This is a genomic window from Mesorhizobium sp. WSM3224 (genome assembly GCF_000427725.1).
Taxonomy (GTDB): domain Bacteria; phylum Pseudomonadota; class Alphaproteobacteria; order Rhizobiales; family Rhizobiaceae; genus Mesorhizobium.
In genome coordinates this window covers 114,858-130,619 of record NZ_ATYO01000012.1, presented here as the reverse complement: position 1 = coordinate 130,619, position 15,762 = coordinate 114,858, and the positions used below count along the sequence as shown (strand labels likewise).

The 15,762-nt window shown below is 63.1% G+C and carries 18 protein-coding genes; 9 read left to right on the top strand and 9 right to left on the bottom strand.

Going from position 1 to position 15,762, the window contains the following annotated elements; translation table 11 throughout:
- Window positions 1-158: 158 nt before the first annotated feature.
- From YU3_RS0120730 to YU3_RS0120720, 3 genes are all read left to right on the top strand, one after another.
- Window positions 159-1,346 carry a glycine C-acetyltransferase gene (locus YU3_RS0120730; RefSeq protein WP_027168049.1) on the top strand — a complete coding sequence of 396 codons (1,188 nt, stop codon included), beginning with the start codon at window positions 159-161 and terminating at the stop codon, window positions 1,344-1,346.
- A gap of 219 nt (window positions 1,347-1,565) precedes the next feature.
- Entirely contained in the window at window positions 1,566-2,600 is a 1,035-nt protein-coding gene (gene tdh, locus YU3_RS0120725; RefSeq protein ID WP_027168048.1) for an L-threonine 3-dehydrogenase, read from the top strand.
- Window positions 2,601-2,634: 34 nt separating this feature from the next.
- Window positions 2,635-3,258 carry a DUF4304 domain-containing protein gene (locus tag YU3_RS0120720; protein WP_027168047.1) on the top strand — a complete coding sequence of 208 codons (624 nt, stop codon included), beginning with the start codon at window positions 2,635-2,637 and terminating at the stop codon, window positions 3,256-3,258.
- Window positions 3,259-3,272: 14 nt separating this feature from the next.
- Here the strand turns inward: YU3_RS0120720 and YU3_RS0120715 are convergent, their stop codons facing one another.
- Window positions 3,273-3,716 (bottom strand): MarR family transcriptional regulator, encoded by a 444-nt coding sequence (locus YU3_RS0120715; protein ID WP_027168046.1) that lies wholly within the window; start codon window positions 3,714-3,716, stop codon window positions 3,273-3,275.
- 159 nt (window positions 3,717-3,875) lie between these two features.
- Between YU3_RS0120715 and hmgA the strand changes: the two genes are divergently transcribed.
- From hmgA to YU3_RS0120695, 4 genes are read left to right on the top strand one after another with little or no spacing between them, the layout of a single operon-like run.
- Window positions 3,876-5,189: a homogentisate 1,2-dioxygenase gene (gene hmgA, locus YU3_RS0120710; protein WP_027168045.1), complete on the top strand. Its 1,314-nt coding sequence runs from the start codon at window positions 3,876-3,878 to the stop codon at window positions 5,187-5,189.
- A complete protein-coding gene (locus YU3_RS0120705) occupies window positions 5,186-6,088 on the top strand; it encodes an MBL fold metallo-hydrolase (RefSeq protein ID WP_027168044.1) in 903 nt (300 codons plus the stop codon). Before hmgA ends, YU3_RS0120705 begins: the two co-directional genes overlap by 4 nt.
- A complete protein-coding gene (locus tag YU3_RS0120700) occupies window positions 6,085-7,098 on the top strand; it encodes a fumarylacetoacetate hydrolase family protein (protein WP_027168043.1) in 1,014 nt (337 codons plus the stop codon). Before YU3_RS0120705 ends, YU3_RS0120700 begins: the two co-directional genes overlap by 4 nt.
- Window positions 7,099-7,155: 57 nt before the next feature.
- Window positions 7,156-7,482 carry a BrnA antitoxin family protein gene (locus YU3_RS0120695; RefSeq protein ID WP_027168042.1) on the top strand — a complete coding sequence of 109 codons (327 nt, stop codon included), beginning with the start codon at window positions 7,156-7,158 and terminating at the stop codon, window positions 7,480-7,482.
- Window positions 7,483-7,549: 67 nt separating this feature from the next.
- Here the strand turns inward: YU3_RS0120695 and YU3_RS39480 are convergent, their stop codons facing one another.
- Window positions 7,550-7,765 (bottom strand): type II toxin-antitoxin system prevent-host-death family antitoxin, encoded by a 216-nt coding sequence (locus YU3_RS39480; protein ID WP_084508174.1) that lies wholly within the window; start codon window positions 7,763-7,765, stop codon window positions 7,550-7,552.
- Between the two features lie 64 nt (window positions 7,766-7,829).
- The gene (gene hppD, locus YU3_RS0120690; protein WP_027168041.1) at window positions 7,830-8,945 is read right to left on the bottom strand and encodes a 4-hydroxyphenylpyruvate dioxygenase; all 1,116 of its coding nucleotides are present in this window, start codon (window positions 8,943-8,945) and stop codon (window positions 7,830-7,832) included.
- 139 nt (window positions 8,946-9,084) lie between these two features.
- Here hppD and YU3_RS0120685 point away from each other — a divergent pair, with 139 nt between their 5' ends.
- Entirely contained in the window at window positions 9,085-9,552 is a 468-nt protein-coding gene (locus YU3_RS0120685) for an Lrp/AsnC family transcriptional regulator (protein WP_027168040.1), read from the top strand.
- A 248-nt stretch (window positions 9,553-9,800) separates the two neighbouring features.
- On the opposite strand, the gene YU3_RS0120680 is transcribed toward YU3_RS0120685, so the two are convergent.
- The 4 genes from YU3_RS0120680 to aztA form a co-directional block, all read right to left on the bottom strand.
- Window positions 9,801-10,139, bottom strand: coding sequence for a TIGR01244 family sulfur transferase (locus YU3_RS0120680; RefSeq protein ID WP_027168039.1), 339 nt, complete (start codon window positions 10,137-10,139; stop codon window positions 9,801-9,803).
- Between the two features lie 148 nt (window positions 10,140-10,287).
- On the bottom strand, window positions 10,288-11,229 hold the full coding sequence (gene aztC, locus YU3_RS0120675) for a zinc ABC transporter substrate-binding protein AztC (RefSeq protein ID WP_027168038.1): 942 nt from the start codon (window positions 11,227-11,229) through the stop codon (window positions 10,288-10,290).
- 29 nt (window positions 11,230-11,258) lie between these two features.
- Window positions 11,259-12,134 carry a zinc ABC transporter permease AztB gene (aztB, locus tag YU3_RS0120670; RefSeq protein ID WP_027168037.1) on the bottom strand — a complete coding sequence of 292 codons (876 nt, stop codon included), beginning with the start codon at window positions 12,132-12,134 and terminating at the stop codon, window positions 11,259-11,261.
- Complete coding sequence (aztA, locus tag YU3_RS0120665) at window positions 12,134-12,949, bottom strand: zinc ABC transporter ATP-binding protein AztA (protein WP_027168036.1); 816 nt, start codon at window positions 12,947-12,949, stop codon at window positions 12,134-12,136. Before aztA ends, aztB begins: the two co-directional genes overlap by 1 nt.
- Before the next feature lie 222 nt (window positions 12,950-13,171).
- Between aztA and YU3_RS0120660 the strand changes: the two genes are divergently transcribed.
- Window positions 13,172-13,516, top strand: a complete 345-nt coding sequence (locus YU3_RS0120660) for a RidA family protein (protein WP_027168035.1) — start codon at window positions 13,172-13,174, stop codon at window positions 13,514-13,516.
- Between the two features lie 49 nt (window positions 13,517-13,565).
- Here the strand turns inward: YU3_RS0120660 and hutC are convergent, their stop codons facing one another.
- Entirely contained in the window at window positions 13,566-14,312 is a 747-nt protein-coding gene (gene hutC / locus YU3_RS0120655) for a histidine utilization repressor (protein ID WP_036259047.1), read from the bottom strand.
- A gap of 13 nt (window positions 14,313-14,325) precedes the next feature.
- Window positions 14,326-15,681, bottom strand: coding sequence for a formimidoylglutamate deiminase (locus tag YU3_RS0120650; protein ID WP_027168033.1), 1,356 nt, complete (start codon window positions 15,679-15,681; stop codon window positions 14,326-14,328).
- Window positions 15,682-15,762 lie beyond the last annotated feature (81 nt).

Genomic DNA, 15,762 nt, shown 5'->3' with positions numbered 1-15,762 from the left:
TCCTTTCCCGGACACTCCTGTTTTGATCGCATTGTGGTCGGACCGTCGCCAAGGATTGCGATCGAGCTTTCGCAACGCCACCGAGGCGGTCGCTTTTGCGATGGATTTTTTGCGCCCATAGCGCGACAGTCCGGCCTCGAACCGAACAGGGCCGGACCATGAGCAAAGCATTCCTTTCCCACATCGACAGCGAGCTCGAGGGCCTGAAATCGGCCGGGCTCTACAAGTCCGAGCGGGTGATTTCCTCGATGCAGTCCGCCGAGATCGAAGTCGGCGGCCAAAAGGTGCTGAATTTCTGCGCCAACAACTATCTCGGCCTCGCCGACAGCCCAGATCTGCGCGACGCGGCGAAGCACGCGCTCGACCGCTACGGCTACGGCATGGCCTCGGTGCGCTTCATCTGCGGCACGCAGGAGGAGCACAAAGAGCTCGAGGCGGTGATCTCGTCCTTCCTCGGCATGGACGACACCATTCTCTACGGCTCGTGCTTCGACGCCAATGGCGGCCTGTTCGAGACGCTGCTCGGCGAGGAAGACGCCATCATCTCGGATGCGCTGAACCATGCCTCGATCATCGACGGGGTCAGGCTCTCCAAGACCAGGCGCTTCCGCTACGCCAACAACGACATGGCCGATCTCGAAGCCCGCCTGAAGGAAGCGAAGGACTGCCGCTTCCGGCTGATCGCCACCGACGGGGTGTTCTCGATGGACGGCATCATCGCCAACCTGAAGGGCGTCTGCGACCTCGCTGAAAAATACGACGCCATGGTCATGGTCGACGATAGCCATGCGGTCGGCTTCGTCGGCAGGAACGGCCGCGGCTCGGCCGAGCATTGCGGCGTCGAGGGCAGGGTGGACATCATCACCGGCACGCTCGGCAAGGCGCTGGGCGGGGCCTCCGGCGGCTACACGTCGGGCAAGAGGCAGGTGATCGACTGGCTCCGCCAGCGCTCGCGGCCGTACCTGTTCTCCAACACGCTGATGCCGGCGATCGCCAGCGCCTCGATCAAGGTGTTCGACCTGATCCGCAATGGCGACGCGCTGCGTGAGCGCCTATATGCCAACGCGGATCGGTTCCGGTCGCAGATGGGCAAGCTCGGCTTCACGCTGGCCGGTGCGGATCACCCGATCATACCCGTGATGCTGGGCGACGCGGCTTTGGCGCAGGAGATGGCCGCGCGCATGCTGAAGCGCGGCATCTATGTCATCGGCTTCTCTTTCCCGGTGGTGCCGAAAGGCCAAGCGCGCATCCGCACGCAGATGTCGGCGGCACATTCCGCTGCCGATATCGACCGGGCGGTCGAGGCGTTCGGCGCGGTGGGGAGAGAGCTTGGAGTAATCGGGTAATTGCGGATGCTTTTGCTCTACGGCGCCCCCCTCTGTCCTGCCGGACATCTCCCCCACAAGTGGGGAGATTGGCCGTCACGACGGGCTTCGCCAATATCCGACGTTGAAAGGCGGCGCTGGCGCCGAAGCTGCCAATCTCCCCCCAAGTGGGGGAGATGTCCGGCAGGACAGAGGGGGGGCGCGAAGGAGCGCAGTCTCTCAAGTTGTAGGGAGATCCTGATGTCCAACTTGATGAAGGCGCTGGTGAAGGCCAAGGCCGAGCCGGGCATCTGGATGGAAGAGGTGCCGGTGCCCGAGATCGGCCCCAACGACGTGCTGATCAAGGTCAAGAAGACTGCGATCTGCGGCACCGACGTCCACATCTACAATTGGGACCAGTGGGCGCAAAAGACGGTGCCGGTGCCGATGGTGACCGGCCACGAGTTCGTCGGCACGGTGGCCGATTACGGTGCGGCGGTCACCGAGTACAAGGTCGGCCAGCGCGTTTCGGGCGAAGGCCACATCGTCTGCGGCCATTGTCGCAACTGCCGCGCTGGGCGAGGCCATCTCTGCCGCAACACGCTCGGCGTCGGCGTCAACCGCCCCGGCGCCTTCGGCGAATATCTGGCGATCCCGCAGCACAATGTCGTGCCGATTCCCGACGACGTGCCCGACGAGATCGCCGCCATCTTCGATCCATTAGGCAATGCGGTTCACACGGCATTGTCCTTCGATCTCGTCGGCGAGGACGTGCTGGTCACCGGCGCCGGTCCGATCGGCATCATGGGCGCGCTGGTCGCGCAATGCGTCGGTGCGCGCAAGGTCGTCATCACCGACATCAACCCGGTCCGCCTGGATCTGGCGCGCAAGCTCGGTGTCCAGCATGTCGTCGACGCCTCGAAGGAGAAGCTGCGCGACGTCATGCCTTCGATCGGCATGAGCGAAGGTTTCGACGTCGGTCTGGAGATGTCAGGCGCCGCGCCAGCATTCCGCGACATGATCGACACCATGAACAATGGCGGCAAGATCGCCATCCTCGGCATTGCGCCCACCGGCTTCGAGATCGACTGGAACAAGGTCATCTTCAAGATGCTGCATCTGAAAGGCATCTATGGACGGGAAATGTTCGAGACCTGGTACAAGATGATCGCGCTCGTGCAGGGGCCGCTGGATGTGTCGGGGCTGATCACGCATCGCATCGGCATCGACGATTTCCAGATAGGCTTCGATGCGATGCGGAGCGGCAGTTCCGGCAAGGTGGTGATGGATTGGTGAACACCGAGCTTACTGCCTTTATGTGAGTCCCAAAATGCCGGAAAACGAGCACGGTCGTATCATTGCTTCGGAGGCAAAGACCGTATTGCAGCCGGCTGGATTTCGACGAAAAGGACGGTCACGTATCTGGATCGCTGATCGCGGTTTCTGGCTGAGTGTAGTCGAATTTCAGCCCAGCTCCTGGTCTAAAGGCACTTACCTGAACGTGGCTGTCCACTGGCTTTGGGGTTCGCTTCCGCAAACACTGACCTTCGATCGCTCTGAACGCGTCGGCGGGTTCGTTGAGTTCCAGAACTCCGCACAGTTTGTGCCTCTGGTCGGTCAAATGGCTAGGAAGGTACTCGAGATTGACCAGATTAACCGATCGATGTTCCCTTCCGTGCAGGCGACAGCGACAATTCTCGCAAATGAATTGCAGCCGGGCGCATACGGCGAGTGGGCAGCCTTCCATGCCGGGGTCGCGGCCGGCCTGGCTGGTGACTTTGAAACGGCAAAGCGGTTGTTTGTAAGCGCTCAAAGACATGCGGCTTCGCAAGCGCAGGTTCTCTTGGGCTACATCGATGATCCGGGAGCATTTCGAAGCTATGCCAGAGGCACTATCGAGGACGAACGTGCCTACTACGGTCTAGGAGCATTGCCTGCCACCATAGCCATCTGATTTCTGCAACGATTTCAACCCAAAGTGAGTTTCGCCTCCAGCGCCGCCACACCGCCAATAATCGCTGTCCGTTCCTCTGCGCTCAACCTCTCCAGCAGCTCCCGTTCAAACGCCTTTGCCAACGGCACCATCTCGCGATAGGCGGCTAGCCCTGCTTTGGTCAGTGTCAGGTGCTCGACCCGGCGGTCGTTTTCGTCCGGCGTGCGCGTCAGCCAGCGCCTGCGCTCCAGCTCGGCGACGGCGCGCGACACCTTGGTCTTGTGCATGGCCGACTGCTCGCCGAGCTCGGTGGCGGTCATCGTGCCGCGCTGGCCCAATCCGGAAAGCGTGCGCCATTCCGGTCGTGTCAGGCCGTGACGCTCCTTGTAGATTTTCGAGAACTCGCGGCTGACGGCATCGGCAAGACGATAGAGCCGGTACGGCAAGAAGGTTTCGAGTTCCAGGACCTCCGGTTCCATGGGTTCCCCCCCGGCCATCAGCGGTTGATAGTTACATTTTCAATGGTTACAAATGAAACCAGTTTGGTCAATTCCCAAAGTGCCGCGTGTCTCTGTGGGCGCGCAGTGGACGCTTCGGGACGAAAGGAGCGCCGCTCATCTTGGCGCCAGGAGGAAACGATGGCCTTTGCCTATATGCCGGGCTTCGGCAACGACTTCGAGACCGAGACGCTGCCCGGCTCGCTGCCGCAGGGCCGCAACTCGCCGCAGCGGCCAGCCTACGGTCTCTATGCCGAGCAACTGTCCGGCTCGCCCTTCACCGCACCGCGCGGCACCAATGAACGTTCCTGGCTCTACCGCATCCGTCCCAGCGTAAGGCACACCGGCCGTTTCCGGCGCGCGAGCTACCCCTTGTGGAAGACCGGGCCTAATATCGGCGACCACGAGCTGGCGCTCGGCCAATACCGTTGGAACCCGACGCCGATGCCCTCCGAGCCGACGGACTTCATCTCCGGCATGCGCACCTTCACCACGGCCGGGGACGCGGTCGGCCAATCCGGCATGGCCGCGCATGTCTATGTCGCCAACCGCTCGATGACCGACGACCATTTCTTCAATGCCGACGGCGAGCTGATGATCGTGCCGCAGGTGGGCGCGCTGCGCTTCGTCACCGAGATGGGCGTGATCGAGCTTCGCCCCGGCGAGATCGCGGTGCTGCCGCGCGGCCTCGTCTTCAAGGTCGAGTTGGCCGACAAGGAGGCGCGCGGCTATGTCTGCGAGAACTACGGCGCCAAATTCACCATGCCGGACCGCGGTCCGATCGGCGCCAACTGCCTGGCCAATCCGCGCGACTTCAAGACGCCCTGCGCATGGTTCGAGGAGAAGGAGACGCCCTGCCGTCTGATCGTCAAATGGTGCGGCTCCTTCCACGTCACCGAACTCGGCCATTCGCCGCTCGACGTGGTCGCCTGGCACGGCAACTATGCGCCCTACAAATATGATCTGGCGACGTTTTCGCCGGTCGGCGCGATCCTGTTCGATCATCCCGATCCGTCGATCTTCACGGTGCTGACGGCGCCGAGCGGCGAGGAGGGCACCGCCAATGTCGACTTCGTCATCTTCCCGCCACGCTGGCTGGTGGCGGAGAACACCTTTCGGCCGCCCTGGTACCACCGCAACATCATGAGCGAGTTCATGGGCCTGATCCACGGCCAGTACGACGCCAAGGAGGAAGGGTTCGTGCCCGGCGGCATCAGCCTGCACAACCAGATGCTGGCGCATGGGCCGGACGCATCCGGCTTCGAAAAGGCGACGCGCGCCGACCTGAAGCCGGTCAAGCTCGACAACACCATGGCCTTCATGTTCGAGACGCGCTTTCCGCAGATGCTGACACGCTACGCCGCCGAACTCGGCACCTTGCAGGAGAACTACATCGACTGCTGGTCGGACCTGAAGAAGCGCTTCAACGGCACGCCCGAGGGCGACTGGTCTTGAGCGGCGGGGATACGTCCGAGCGCCTTGTCCTTCTCGGCTCCAAGGGCGGCCCGGCGGTCCGCCCTGGCGGTCCTTGGCCTAGTTCTTCGCTGCTTGAAGTCGCTGGGCGGGTGATCGTCGTCGATTGCGGGCTGGGTGTCACCCGTTCGCTCACCGATACCGGCATAGGCCTCAAGGCGCTCGACTTGGTCTTCATCACGCATCTCCATTCGGACCACGTGCTGGAACTCGGGCCGCTGATCCACACCGCCTGGACGGCGGGGCTGGCGACGCCGGTGATTGTCTATGGACCGCCGGGCACGGGCCTTTATTGGCAGCACTTCTGCCAGGCGATGAATTTCGATATCGAGATCCGCATCGTCGACGAGGGCCGGCCGGATATCCGCAAACTGGTCTCGGTCGAGGAGTTCGGCGAAGGGCTGGTGCTGGAAGACGGCCGCTTGAAGGTGACGTCGCTGCGCGTCGACCATCCGCCGGTGACCGACTGTTTTGCGCTTCGATTCGAGCATGGCGGCCGGAGCGTTGTGTTCTCCGCCGATACGGCGTTCTTTCCGCCGCTGGCCGACTTTGCCAAAGGGGCAGATGTCCTCGTCCACGAAGCCATGCTGGAGGCCGGCGTCGAAAGGCTGGTTGCCAGGACCGGCAACGGCGCGCGGCTGCGCGAGCATCTCTTCGCCAGCCACAGCCTGGCCGAAGAAGCCGGCCGTATCGCCAGCGGGGCCGGCGCGAAGCGGCTGGTGCTCAATCATCTCATTCCGGCCGATGATCCCGCGATCGGCGACGCCGACTGGACAGCAGCCGTCAGGAAAACATGGGCCGGTGACTTGACGATCGCCCGCGATGGCCTTGTTGTGGAATTAGCCGGCGACCAGGCCGCGTCAGGAGAGGAAACCGCATGAAGCTTGCTACATTGAAGAACGGGACGCGCGACGGAAAACTGGTCGTGGTCTCGCGCGATCTGACGCGGTTCACCGACGCTTCCTTCCTGGTGCCGACGCTGCAGGCCGCGCTTGATGACTGGCGCCGCATCGCGCCGCATCTGGCGGCCATGGCGGAATCGCTGGCGACCAACGCAGTCCCTTCCGCGCGCTTCCATGAGCATGACGCGCATTCGCCGCTGCCGCGCGCCTACCAATGGGCGGACGGCTCGGCCTATGTGAACCATGTCGAGCTGGTGCGGAAGGCGCGCGGTGCCGAGATGCCGGCTAGTTTCTGGACCGATCCGCTGATCTACCAGGGCGGCTCGGATAGCTTCATTGCGCCGCGCGATCCGATCCGCACGGCCGACGAGGCCTTCGGCATCGACATGGAGGCCGAGGTCGCCGTCATCGTCGACGACGTGCCGATGGGCGCCGGGCTCGACGAGGCGAGAGAGGCGATCCGCCTCGTCATGCTGGTCAATGATGTCACGCTGCGCGCCATAACCGGGCCGGAACTGGCAAAAGGCTTCGGCTTCTTCCAGTCCAAGCCGTCATCCGCATTCTCTCCGGTCGCGGTGACGCCGGATGAGTTGGGAGATGCCTGGGACGGCGGCAAGGTCAACCTTGCGCTGCTGGTCGATCTCAACGGCAAGCCGTTCGGCCGGGCAAATGCTGGCATCGACATGACCTTCGATTTCCCGGCGCTGATCGCGCACGCCGCAAAGACGCGGCCGCTCGCCGCCGGCACGATCATCGGCTCCGGCACCGTGTCGAACAAACTGAATGGCGGACCGGGCAAGCCGGTCTCGTCCGGCGGCGCCGGCTATTCCTGCATTGCCGAACTGCGGATGATCGAGACGATCGAAAGCGGCGAGCCGAAGACGCCCTTCCTGCATTTTGGCGACACTGTGCGCATCGAAATGAAGGACAAATCGGGCCATACGATCTTCGGCGCCATCGAGCAGAAGGTCGAGAAATACGAGGGGTGAGGGAAGAGCCCGAACGGTGACCCTGCTCGAGCATCTGCGCCGCATGGAGGTTCTTCGATGACGAAAGCTAAGTTGAACGCGACCAAGCCTGACAAGGAGTTCAAGCCAGGCAAGGGCTTTACCAAGGAAGATTGGGACGCCGTTTCCGACAATCCCGAATGGACCGAGGAGGACTTCCGAAACGCCCGTCCCTTCACCGAAGTTTTCCCTGACCTTGCTGAGAGCATTCGCCGCTCGCGCGGCCGCCCGGCGCTCGACAATCCAAAGAAGCAGGTGACACTGCGCCTTGATAGCGACGTGATCGCCCGCTTCCGCGCCGGCGGACCCGGCTGGCAGAGCCGGATCAACGATATCCTGCGCAAGGCCGCCGGTCTTGCCAAATAGACTTCGGCGACACTGGAGCTACCGCGCCGATTGTGTGATCTTACGGTGAGGAAGCCCGTTGCTGGACCTACCCGGCCCGTTCAGGGCCGAGGGTGTCAAAATCGGATGTACGAATCTTACCCTTCAGAGCGCCAACGCGCGGCAGGAAATCTTCCTTCGCCGGCGGCGGTAAGAGACGCGCTACGGCCTTGCCGCGTCGGGTAATCACAATCTCCTCGCCGGCTTTCACGCGACGCACGAGCTCCGATAGTTTAGCTCTTGCATCGGTTATGGAAACGTTCACGGTTCGACCTCTTATAATCGGAACTTAGATCAAAGCCGGTCGAGCCGCAAACGAGCTTACGGTTTCAGGCCGCCTTGCCATCCAGCTTGATCACGCCGCGCTTGATCTGGTCCTGCTCGATGGACTCGAATAGCGCCCGGAAATTGCCTTCGCCAAAGCCTTCGTCGCCCTTCCGCTGGATGAACTCGAAGAAGATCGGCCCGATCACGGTCTTCGAAAAGATCTGCAGCAGGATCTTGGTCGTGCCGCCATCGACGACGCCTTCGCCGTCGATGAGGATGCCGTGCTTCTTCATGCGCTCGATCGGCTCGTCATGGCCATTCACGCGCTCGTGCGACATCTCATAATAGGTGTCGGGCGGGCCGGGCATGAATTTCAGCCCGTTGGCGGCAAGCTTGTCGGTGGCCTCGTAGATGGCGTCGGTACCGACGGCGATATGCTGGATGCCCTCGCCATTGTACTTCTTCAGATACTCGGCGATCTGGCTGGTCTCGTCCTTGGACTCGTTCAGCGGGATGCGGATCTTGCCGCAGGGCGAGGTGATGGCGCGGCTGACCAGGCCGGTGATCTTGCCGTCGATATCGAAGAAATGGATCTGCTTGAAGCCGAACAGGTCGCGGTAGAAATCCCACCATTTGTCCATGTTGCCGCGATAGACATTGTGGGTGAGGTGGTCGAGGAAATAGAAGCCGACGCCTTCGGGCTTGGGGTTACGCTCGCCCAGCCACTCGAACTCGGCGTCATAGGCCGAACCCTTCTCGCCATAGGCCTCGATGAAATAGAGCAGCGAGCCGCCGATGCCGACGATGGCCGGCACGTCGACCGCCTTGTCTGTGCCTTCATGGGGCGTAGCGCCTTTCGAAACGGCATGATCGAAGGCATGCTTGGCGTCAACCACACGCCAGGCCATCGAGGCGGCGCAAGGGCCGTGCTTCTCCACGAACTTCATCGCATGCGAGCCGGGCTCGGCATTGACGACATAGTTGATGTCGCCCTGGCGCCAGACGGTGATGTCCTTGCTGCGGTGCTTGGCCACCGCGACATAGCCCATGCGGGTGAAGAGTTCAGCGAGTTTTTCGGGCTCCGAATGCGCGAACTCGACGAACTCGAAACCATCGGTGCCGGCGGGGTTTTGCTTGCTGATTTTCGCGGGCGGTGCGTCGTGCGGGAAGGGGCCCATGGCAGTCCTCCGAAAAGCTGTCGCGGCCGGGTTTGGCCAACTTCCCCCATCATAGCGCGGAGCCGTCGCACGGTGCTTGCATTCAACCGGTTGAAACGCGTATCATGTGCGCAAATTGTGCATTGCGTGAGGAAAATCCATGGATGACACGCGCCTTGATCAGTTTGATCGCAAGATAATGGCGCTTTTGCAGGATGATGCGCGATTCACCAACAACGACCTTTCGGAGCGCGTGAACCTGTCGCCTTCACAATGCTCGCGCCGCCGCCTGCGGCTGGAGGAGGACGGCTATATCAAGGGCTATCGGGCGGTGCTCGACCGCGATCGTCTCGGCTTTTCGCTGGTCAACGTCATCTCGGTGACCTTAGCCACCCACAACCGCGACAATGCGCAGCGCTTCGGCGAACTGGTGGCGCGCCTGCCCGAGGTACAGGAGGCGCATGCGCTGACCGGCGAGATGGACTACATCCTGAAGGTGGTGACGCCTGATCTCAAATCACTGTCGGAGTTCGTCAACGGCGTTCTGCTGCCGCATGAATCGGTGCAGCATGTGAAGACGGCGATCGTGCTGGAGACGTTGAAGGAAACCGGCGCGCTGCCGATTTAGTTTCATTCAACTGAGTGGATTTTGCTGGATATGTCGGAGGGACAGCACCCCCCTCTGGCCTGCCGGCCATCTCCCCCGCCAGGGAGATTGGCAGCTCCACCGACGGCGCCATTCTGCAACGTTGGCGATTGGCGAAAGCGGTCGCGACATCCGATCTCCCCCCTTGCGGGGGAGATGGCCGGCAGGCCAGAGGGGGGTGTGAAGGATCGCCGGCATTCGTGACTGACGGCCTTCAAACCTAAAAACGGTCACCCCTTCTGCTGCTGGATCAGCCCATAAAGGTTGTTGCAGCGCGCGCCGGACCGGCAATAGGCAAACACCGGACCTTCGAGCTCGTCGAGTGCCTTGGCCTGGTCCTCGACATTGTCCATGGTGATCTGGCCGCTGATGACCGGGATGTAGCGAAACGCAAGCCCTGCCGCTTCCGCTGCGGACTGAACGCTCTCGGCCGAAGGCTGGCCCGGCTGCTCATCGTTCGGCCTGTTGCAGATCACGCTTTTGAAGCCGGCGTCCTTGATGGCGACGATGTCGTCGGGTTGGATCTGGCCGGAGACCGAATAGTCCTCGCTGATCTGGCGGTATTCCATGATGTCGTCCTCGCGATCTCTTTGGCGGCAGTTTTGCCACTCCGGAGGAGGGGCGGCAATCCGCATTGAAGGAATTCCCTGCCAAATAGCGATCCCCGATCGAAAAATCCAACCGGGCCGATCCTGGCCCGGTCGGATGCTGAACCGCTCAGCTCCCCAGGATCGCGCCTTTGATCTGCGTGATGTTGTTGTGCATCATGTCGATATAGGTCGCGGCCGGACCGTCGGGCTGTGACAGCGCGTCCGAATAAAGCGTGCCGCCGACCTTGATGCCGGTCTCGCTGGCGATCTGTTCGATCAGCCGCGGATTGGTGATGTTCTCGACAAAGATCGCCGCTGCCTTGTCCTGCTTGACCTGCTCGACCAGCTTGGCGACGTCGGCGGCCGACGGCTCGGAATCGGTCGAGATGCCCTGCGGCGCCAGGAACGTCAGCCCGTATGCGTGCTCGAAATAGCCGAAGGCGTCGTGGGAGGTGATGACGACGCGCTTCGCTTCAGGGATCGACTGGATCGCCGCCTTCACTTCGCCTTCCAGCGCATCGAGCTTGGTGGTGTAGGCGGCGGCATTGGCCTTGTAGCTGTCGCAGCCTTCGGAGTCGGCCGTGCAGAAAGCGTCGGCTATGTTCTTCACATAGATCTTGGCGTTGGCGATCGACTGGAACGCATGCGGATCGGTGACCGTCTTGCCGCCGGCGGTATCCGCGCCTTCGGCTGCGTCGGCATCGGCGAATTCCGGCTTGAAGTCGATCGGCGTCACGCCCTTGGTGAGTGTCACGATCGATGCCTTGGTGGCGCTGGCATCGACCAGGCGCTGGAGAAAACCTTCGAAATGCAGGCCGTTGACCAGCACGATATCGGCGCCCGCCATCGCAACGGCATCGGCCGGGCTCGGCTCATAGACATGCGCGTCGCCATCCGGCCCGACGATGGTGGTGATGTTCACCCGGTCGCCGCCGACATTTTTCGCGAACTCGGCAATGACGGTGAAGCTCGCCACCACTTTCAGCGGCGCGGCGAAGGCCGATGAGGTCGCGAAGGCGCTTAATGTTATAACGCTCATTGCGAGGGCGGCACGAAAGGATTTCAACATTGGGCAGTCTCCTTGCTTGGGGATGGGGATCAGGCGGTCCGGTGGCGGTGATGCACGATGCGGGCACGCAGCACGCCGCGCGTGCCGAACAGGATCGAGCAGAAATAGACCACGCCGGCCGAAAGGATGATGGCCGGGCCGGAGGGCAGCGAGGCATGATAGGACAAAAGAAGTCCCGCAATGCAGGAAGCAAAGCCGATCAGCACCGCCAGCACGCACATCGGCTCGACGCGCATCGTCCAGAAGCGGGCGGCCGCCGCCGGCAGCATCATCAATCCGACCGACAGCAGCGTGCCCAGCGCCTGAAAGCCGCCGACGAGGTTGAGCACGACCAGCCCGAGGAAGATGAAATGCACCGGGCTGCCCATGCGGCTCACCGAGCGCAGGAACAGCGGATCGAGGCATTCGGCGACCAGCGCGCGCCAGAAGACGGCAAGGCTGGCGAGCGTCACCACCACGATGCCGCCGATCAGGATGAGCGCCTCATTGTTGAGCGCCAGCACGGTGCCGAACAGCACATGCATCAGATCGACGCTTGAGCCGCGGATCGACACCATCAGCACGCCGACGGCAAGCGAAATGAGATAGAAGGCCGCCATCGAGGCGTCCTCGCGCTGGATGGTGAAGCGCGAGACGGCGCCCGCGCCGAGCGCCACGATGATGCCGGCGATCAGCCCGCCGACGGTCATCGGCAGGATTTCGAGGCCATAGAGCAGGAAGCCGGCTGCGGCGCCCGGCAGGATTGCATGCGCCATGGCGTCGCCCGACAGGCTCATGCGCCGCAGCATCAGGAAGACGCCGACCGGGCAGGCGCCGAGCGACAGCATCAGCGAACCGAACAGTGCCCTCTGCATGAAAGCGAAGTCGGCAAAGGGCGCAATGAACAGGCCGTAGAGGAAATCCATCACGCCGCCCTCGGTCCTGAGCCATGCTGATGGTCGTGGTGGTGATCGTGAGCATGATCGTGCCCGTCGCCATGGTCATGATCGTCAGGCTCGCACCATGGCGCGTTCTCCTCCCACGCCTCGTGGAAGCGCCGCGCCTTGAGCAGGTTTTCCGGCCGCAGCGTTTCTTTTGTATCGCCCCAGGCGACGGGCTGGCGGGCAAGCAGCAGCGTCTCCGGGAAATTCTGCCGCACGAGATCGAGGTCGTGCACCACGACCATGATCGTGCGCTCCTCGCCATGCCAGCGTTTGATCAGCTGGATCAGGTCGCCGACCGTCTTGGCGTCGACAGCATTGAAAGGCTCGTCGAGTAGGATGAGGTCGGCATCCTGCAGCAGCACGCGGGCAAACAGCGTGCGCTGCAGCTGGCCGCCGGACAGCGTGTCGATCGGCCGCTTCTCGAAGCCGCCCAGCCCGACCGCCATCAGCGCCTTGCCGACGGATTCGCGGTCTTCCCTGGTGTAGCGGCCGAGCATGCCGCGCTTCGGCCATAGCCCCAGTGAGACGAGGTCGACCACCCGCGCCGGGAAGCTGCGGTCGAGTTCCGACTGCTGCGGCAGGTAGGCAGTGCGCACGCCAGGCATGCGGACCACCGCGCCTTCCATCGGTTTGAGCACCCCGACAATGCCCTTCATCAACGTCGACTTGCCCGAGCCGTTGGCGCCGACGACTGCGGTCAGCGAGCCTTTGCGGACGACGCCGTTGAGGTGATGGATGGCGGGATGGCTGTTGTAGCCAAGCGTCAGGTCGCGGAAGGTCAGGCAGGCATTGGTCATCAGGCGTCGGTCCGCGAAATCGGGTGGGTCGTCGATATGTGATGTTATTACATTAGTCAACATGGCGGTCCGGCGGAATTGTGTCACGGCCGCTCAACTCGCCGTGTATGCCGGTGGGCGCGGACCCGACGATTGGCTCAATTGGTTTCGGCTCCGCCGGCCTTGCTCCAAGCCGGCATGAACTCTAAACAGGCGCGACGCTGAAAAGAAGGAACCTCTCGAATGAGCATTCGTCGCATCGATGTCGGCCCGCGCATGAGCCAGATCGTCATCCACGGCAACACCGTCTATCTGGCCGGCCAGGTCGGCGAGCCTGGCGGCAATGTCGCCTCGCAGACGCGCGACATCCTCAAGGCCATCGACGAATTGCTGGCCAAGGCCGGCACCGATAAGACCAAGATCGTGCAGACGATCATCTGGCTGGCCGACATGGGCACCTTCGCCGAGATGAACTCGGAATGGGACAAATGGGTGCCGCAGGGCCACACCCCGGCCCGCGCCACCGGCGAAGCCAAGCTCGCCGGTCCGGAATATCTGGTCGAGATTATTGTTACGGCGGCGCTGTAAGGCGCCACTTTGCCTTCTCTCACAACAAGGGGAGAAGGGAGCGTTGGCGCTACCCCTGCGACGGCGTGAACCGCGCCACCAGCGTGTGGCTCTCCGCCGGATAGACAAACCGCACATGCGTCACCGGGTGCTCGGCGCTCCAGGTGCGGCGCTCGACCACCAGGCAGGGCGCGCTCGCGTCGATATCGAGCGCGTCGGCGATCGTGTCGTCGGCGGCCATGGCGCGGATGCGGTGCTCTGCCTCGCTCCAAGGCACGCGGCCGATCAGCCATGGGCCTGGAGCGATATCGAGAAATTCTTCCTCGGCAGCCTTGGCCACGGCTGAAAGGTTGATCAGCCGCTGCTCGAGCGCGAACGGCCGTTCGCCGGCAAAATGCAGGCCTTCCAGCGCCAGCACCGGACCCGGTGCGGAAAGCCCGAGCAGCGCACGATCCTCGGCGCTGCTGCGTCGTCGCAGCCGCTCCAGCCGCTCGTAGCGATAGGGCAGGCCAAGCGCCTCGACCTCGATCCTGATGTCGTGCAGTTCGAGCACCGCCGCCTGCGACTGCGGCTGGCGCACAAAGCTGCCGGAACGGCGGCGGCGCTCGATCAAACCGGCCTTGGCGAGTTGCGAAAGCGCCTTGTTCACCGTCATGCGCGAGCAATTATAGTGAGCCGTCAGCTCATGCTCGAAGGGAATGCGATGTCCAGGCGCCCAGGCGCCCGACAGGATCTTTTCGCGGATGTCGGACAGAATGCGCTGATGCAGCGAAATGATCTCGCCGCCCTCGATGTCAACTGTCTCGACAAGGCTCATCGGATGTTCCTGTTCAGCCTAGCGACAATGCGGTCATGACTTCGCGGAACCGCGCGGCGATCGCCTCGCGCTTGGCATGCCTGCCGCCGCTGACCTGCTTTTCGCCATGCACCCAGACACAATCGACCTTGCTGCCGTTGGCAAAAATCCAAGCGTCGAGTACCGCGTCGCCAGTCTTGCCGGCCAGCGAGGGATGGTTTTGGTCGAGCGAGACGAAATCGGCGGGACCGCCGGCGGCAATCCGCGACAGGCCGGCGCCCAGCGCTTGGCTGCCGCCGTCGAGCGAAGCGTCGAACAGCGCGCCCCCCGTCGAGCCGCCGGCACGCGCCATGACGTTGCGGGCGCGGTGGGCGAGGCGCTGCGAATATTCGAGTTGCCGAAGCTCGTCCGGCAGGCCGATCAGCACATTGGAATCGGAGCCGACGCCGAAGCGCCCGCCATGCTGAATGAACAAGGGGGCCGCGAAAGTGCCGTCGCCGAGATTGGCCTCGGTGATCGGGCAGAGCCCGGCGATCGCGCCGGTCCGGGCCATTGCGATCGTCTCTGCCTCGGTCATGTGCGTGGCGTGGATGAGGCACCAGCTTTTGTCCACCTTGGCGTTGGCCAGCAAGAACTCGACTGGACGCTTGCCCGACCAGGCGAGGCAGTCCTCGACTTCCTTCACCTGCTCGGCGACATGGATATGGATCGGCCCGCTCGGCGCCATCGCGGCGACAGCATTGAGTTCGTCCGGGGTTGTGGCGCGCAGGCTATGCGGCGCGACGCCGACGACAGCCTGCTCCAGCAAACGAACGGCCTCGCGGCTTTTCTCAAGCAGGCGCCCGAAACGCTCGGCATCATTGATGAATCGCCGCTGGCCCTCGTTCGGCGCAGCACCCCCGAAGGACGAATGAGCGTAAAAAACCGGCAGCAGCGTCAGGCCGATGCCGGTGTCGGCGGCGGCAGCCGCGACCCGCTCGGCCATCTCGGCGATATTGGCGTAAGGCTGCCCGTCGCGGTCATGATGCAGGTAGTGGAACTCGCCGACGCGCGAGAAGCCGGCCTCCAGCATTTCGACATAGAGCTGCGCCGCGACCGCCTCGACCTGGTCGGGCGTCATCGACAGCGCGAAGCGGTACATCACCTCGCGCCAGCTCCAGAAACTGTCCGCTGAGGGACCGCGCAGTTCGGCCAGCCCCGCCATGCCGCGCTGGAAGGCGTGGCTGTGCAGATTGGGCATGCCAGGCACGACGATGGCATGGCGCTCGTCGCCGGCCTGCGCGGAAGCGCCGGCCTCGATTGCGGCGATGCGGCCGCCATCGAAGGAGATCCTCACATTGCCTTGCCAGCCGCCGGGCAGCAGCGCCTGTTCCGCAAAGATCGCCGTCAATTGGCCCTCCAAATCTCGATGCGCGAGCGACGATACCACTTGCGTCGCGTTTCAATATGTATATACATAATCGTCATCCTT